This is a genomic window from Paenibacillus koleovorans NBRC 103111, assembly GCF_004000845.1.
GTDB classification, from domain to species: Bacteria; Bacillota; Bacilli; order Paenibacillales; family NBRC-103111; genus Paenibacillus_AA; species Paenibacillus_AA koleovorans.
The window spans coordinates 1-788 of sequence record NZ_BIMA01000264.1 but is presented as its reverse complement, the minus strand read 5'-3'; the positions used below and the strand labels follow the sequence as shown (position 1 = coordinate 788).

Here is a 788-nt window from a genome sequence, read left to right as displayed (position 1 = left end):
GAGACTGTCATATTCGGGCTGGAGGATACCCATAACTACGGCAGAAGCTTGGCTGTATTCCTAAAAGAGCAAGGATATCTGGTCAAGGAAGTCAACAGCAAGCTCTCGGATGCGAAGCGGAAGAGTTACCCGACAGTCAAGAAATCGGACTCGTGGGACGCGGAGTGCATTGCGAACGTGTTAATTGATGAGTATGACCGCCTGCCAATAGCAAATCCGCACGATCATTATTGGGCGATCAAGCAGTTGGTCTCTCGACGGACATCGAGCATGAAGGGGCTGGCCTTCTCGATTCGCAAGTTGCATGCTCAACTGCAGCATCATTATCCGACCTATCGCCAGTTTTTCTCTGAACTGGACGGGAAGACGGCACTCGGGTTCTTCCATCGGTTCCCGTCACCTCGGCATTTGAAAGGTGGTGCACTGGAAGAACTCACCATTTCTTGCAGAAGCTCAGCCATTACGCCTGCTCGACGAAGAAAGCGGAGCAGATCATGTCACTGGTACAGACGGACGGGCAGATGGACAATGATTTTCAAGACAAGCGCGATTTCATTGTTAGAAGTCTGGTGAAGGAAATCCGGTTTCATAAGCATGAAATCGCATCATGTGAAACCGAAATACGACCGCTGATGGAGAAGCTTGGCCATCAACTCGATACGTTAACCGGGGTGGACTTGGTGACAGCGACTAGTTTGGTCGCGGAGATCGGGGATATTCAACGGTTCGCCACAGCCGATCAGCTTGCCCGATTTTGCGGAATCGCTCCTATCGACGTTGGCTCCGGC

Annotated in this window: 1 protein-coding gene and 1 pseudogene; both read left to right on the top strand. The window is 51.5% G+C overall.

Annotated elements, in window-relative coordinates:
- Positions 1–9: 9 nt before the first annotated feature.
- Positions 10–318, top strand: a pseudogene (locus PKO02S_RS34090) (IS110 family transposase); the annotation flags it as partial.
- Between the two features lie 125 nt (positions 319–443).
- A partial coding sequence (locus PKO02S_RS33060; protein ID WP_246067673.1) for a transposase occupies positions 444–788 on the top strand: 345 nt, incomplete at its 3' end.